The 3491-nt window shown below is 74.8% G+C and carries 2 protein-coding genes; both read right to left on the bottom strand.

Going from position 1 to position 3491, the window contains the following annotated elements:
- Nucleotides 1–1153 (bottom strand): beta-ketoacyl synthase N-terminal-like domain-containing protein (locus tag I5Q34_RS32660; RefSeq protein WP_199896125.1); only part of this gene is annotated, 1153 nt, incomplete at its 3' end.
- Nucleotides 1154–1281: 128 nt separating this feature from the next.
- Nucleotides 1282–3491, bottom strand: a 2210-nt coding sequence (locus tag I5Q34_RS32655; protein WP_199896124.1) for an SDR family NAD(P)-dependent oxidoreductase, incomplete at its 5' end; no start/stop codon positions are given.

The raw sequence follows: 3491 nt of genomic DNA, 5'->3' as shown, positions 1-3491 counted from the left end.
CGGCGGCGGCCTGGGTGTGGCCGATGTTGGACTTCACCGAGCCGAGGAGCACGGGACGGTCCCGGTCCTGGCCGTAGGTGGCCAGGAGGGCCTGGGCCTCGATCGGGTCGCCGAGTGCAGTGCCCGTGCCGTGCGCCTCGACCACGTCCACCTCGGACGCGACCACGCCCGCGTTCACCAACGCCTCGCGGATGACGCGCCGTTGAGCCGGGCCGTTGGGCGCGGTGAGGCCGTTGGACGCGCCGTCCTGGTTCACCGCCGAACCCCGGATCACCCCGAGGATGCGGTGCCCGTTGCGCTGGGCGTCCGACAGGCGCTCCACCAGCAGGAGTCCGACGCCCTCCGAGGCGACCATGCCGTCGGCCTCGCCGGAGAACGCCTTCGTCCGGCCGTCGCGGGCCAGCCCTTGCTGCCGGCTGAACTCGGTGAAGAGGTCCGGCGTGGACATCACGGCGACACCGCCGACCAGACCCAGCGAACAGTCGCCCTGCCGCAGGGACTGCATCGCCAGGTGCAGCGCCACCAGGGACGACGAACACGCCGTGTCCACCGTGACGGCCGGACCCGTGAGCCCGAAGGTGTAGGAGATGCGCCCGGACAGGACGCTGCCCGCGACGCCGGTGATGGCGTGGCCCTCGATCTCCGCCGGGATCGCGGGCAGCCGGCTGCCGTAGTCGTGGAAGCTGGCGCCGACGAAGACACCCGTGCGGCTGCCGCGCAGCGATGTCGGGTCGATGCCGGCGCGCTCGAAGAGTTCCCAGGAGGTCTCCAGGAGCAGCCGCTGCTGCGGGTCCATCGCCAGCGCCTCGCGCGGCGAGATCCCGAAGAAGCCGGCGTCGAACTCGCCCGCGTCGTGCAGGAATCCGCCCTTCGCGGTGTACGAGGTGCCGGGTCGCCCGCCGTCCGGGTCGAGTAGCCCGGCCAGGTCCCAGCCCCGGTCGTCGGGGAACCCGGAGACGCCGTCCCCGCCATCGGCGACCAGGTCCCACAGGGCCTCCGGCGAGGTGGCGCCGCCGGGGTAGCGGCAGCTCATCCCGACGATCGCCACCGGCTCACCGGCCGCCGACTCCGCCGCCCGCAGCTGCGCCCGCGTCTCCTGGAGCTCGGCGGTGACCCGGGTCAGGTAGTGACGGAGTTTTTTGGCGTCGTCCATGTGCGTGCTCCATGCGATGGGTTTCGGTGGTGCGAGGGGGCGGCCGTCGGCCGGGAACGGCGAAGGAAGACCGGGAACGGTGAAGGAGGGGGGCGGTGGCAAGGGCCGCCGCCCCGGCTCGGGCGGGGTCAGGAGATCCCGAATTCCTTCTCGATGAAGCCGAACAGCTCGTCGTCGCTGGCGGCTTCGAGGTCTTCGGTCGCGGGCGCGTCGGCGCCCGTCGCGGAACGGAGGAGGCGGCGCAGGCGCGCGGTGATGTCGCCCCTGGCGGGGGCGTCGTCCGGCAAGGTCGCCAACAGCTCTTCCAGACGGTCGAGTTCGGCCTCGCCGGAGGTGTCCGCCGCTTCGTCGAAGAGCTCGGCGCCGATGTGGCGGACGAGTTCGCCGACGGTCGGATGGTCGAAGACCACCGAGGCGGACAGCCGGAGGCCGGTGAGCGCGCCGAGCCGGTTGCGCAGCTCCACTGCGGTGACCGAGTCCAGGCCCAGGTCGAGGAACTGCCGCCCAGTGCCCACGGCTTCGGCCGAATCGTGGCCGAGGACGGCCGCCACCTGGGCGCGTACCGCTTCCAGCAGCCGTCGTTCGCGCTCCCGGGGGTCGGCCTCGGCCAGCCGCTCGCGCAGCGTGACGGCCCCGGCCCCGTCCGCCTGCTCCGTGACGTCGGCGAGCACATGGCGCGCCTCGGGGATGCCGTCGAGCAGAGGGCTGGGCCGGGTGGCGGTGTAGACGTGGGCGAAGCGGTCCCAGTCGATGTCGGCGATGACCAGGGCGGTGTCGTCCTGCCCCAGCGCCGCTTCCAGCGCGAGGACGGCGGACTCCGGGGCCAGCGGCGGTACGCCGTGCCGGACGCGCTTGTCGGCCACCGCGTCGCGGTCGGCCATGCCGCCGTGCGCCCAGGCGCCCCAGGCCACGGAGGTGGCCACCAGCCCCTGCGAGCGGCGATACCGCGCCAGAGCGTCCAAGTAGGCGTTCGCGGGGGCGTAGTTCCCCTGTCCCGTCATGCCGACGGTGCCGGCCAGGGAGGAGAACAGGACGAACGCGGAGAGGCCGGCGTCCCGGGTCAGCTCGTGCAGGTGCCGTGCCGCGGCGGCCTTGGCCCGCAGCACGCGGTCCACCTGATCGGGCGTCAGGGATTCCAGGGCCGCGTCGTCCAGCACCGCGGCCGTGTGGAACACGGCGGTGAGCGGACGGCGGGGCGGGATCGCCGCGAGCAGGTCGCGGAGTGCCTCCGCGTCACCGACGTCGCACGCGGCCACCGTCACCCCGGCCCCCGCGGCGGTCAGTTCGGCGGTCAGTTCCGCCGCGCCCGGGGCGTCGGCGCCGCGCCGGCTGACGAGCAGCAGATGCTCGGCGCCCCGCGCCGCCAGCCGGCGGGCCAGCCGGCCGCCGAGCGCGCCGGTACCGCCTGTGATCAGCACCGTCCCGGCGCCGGGCATCCAGTCCTCGACGGGCGCGTCGGCGCGTCGCGGGGCCCTGGCCAGTCGGCGGGCGAGGACGCCGGAGTGCCGGACCGCGATCTGGTCCTCGTGGTCGCCGGACGCGAGTGCGGCGCAGAGCCGGGCCGCCGTCCGCCCGTCAGTCGGGGACGTCGGGAGGTCGATCAACCCGCCCCAGCTGTCGGGGAGTTCCTGAGCTGCGACCCGGCCGAGTCCCCACACCAGCGCCTGCTCCGGAGCGGTCAGCGGGTCGCCCGCGCCCACGGAGACCGCGCCCCGGGTGACGCACCACAGCGGGACGGCCGCCGCCGACAGCCCCTGGACGAGGAGCAGCGTCCGGTGCAGACCGGCCGGGGTCGCCGGGGCGTCGGGGAGCGGGGTCTCGTCGAGGGCGAGCAGGGACAGCACACCGGCCGTGCCGGGACGCGTGGCGAGCACCTCGGACCACCGCTCCGCGCGGTCGGGCGCCACGACGGTCTCCACCGTCGCCCCGTGCGCGCGCAGACCGGCGGTGACCGCCTCGTACACCTCGCCGTCCGCCTGCCCCGGGGCGACCGCGACGAGCCAGGTGCCGGTGAGGCGGGCCGCCGGGCTCTCGGGCAGGAGCTTCCAGTCCTCGCGGTACCGCCATGCGTCCAGCGCGGAAGCGGCGGTGCGGTCCCGGTGCCACGTGGACAGGGCTGGGACGACGGACGTCAGCCCGTCCCGCGCGCCGGCGTCGAGCCGGAGCGTGCGGGCCAGCTCCTCCAGGTCCTCGCGCTGCACCAGCTCCCAGAAGTCGGCGTGAGCGTCCGGCGGAGTGGTGGCGGACTGCCGGGCCGGAGCGTCCAGCCAGTAACGGCTGTGCTGGAAGGGGTAGGTGGGGAGGTGGGTGGGTGTGGTGGTGGGGGTGAGGGTGTGGT

It is taken from the genome of Streptomyces sp. AV19 (genome assembly GCF_015999245.1).
Classification (GTDB): Bacteria; Actinomycetota; Actinomycetes; order Streptomycetales; family Streptomycetaceae; genus Streptomyces.
Note: the sequence above shows the minus strand (reverse complement) of the source record. Positions and strands in the feature narration are given on the sequence as shown.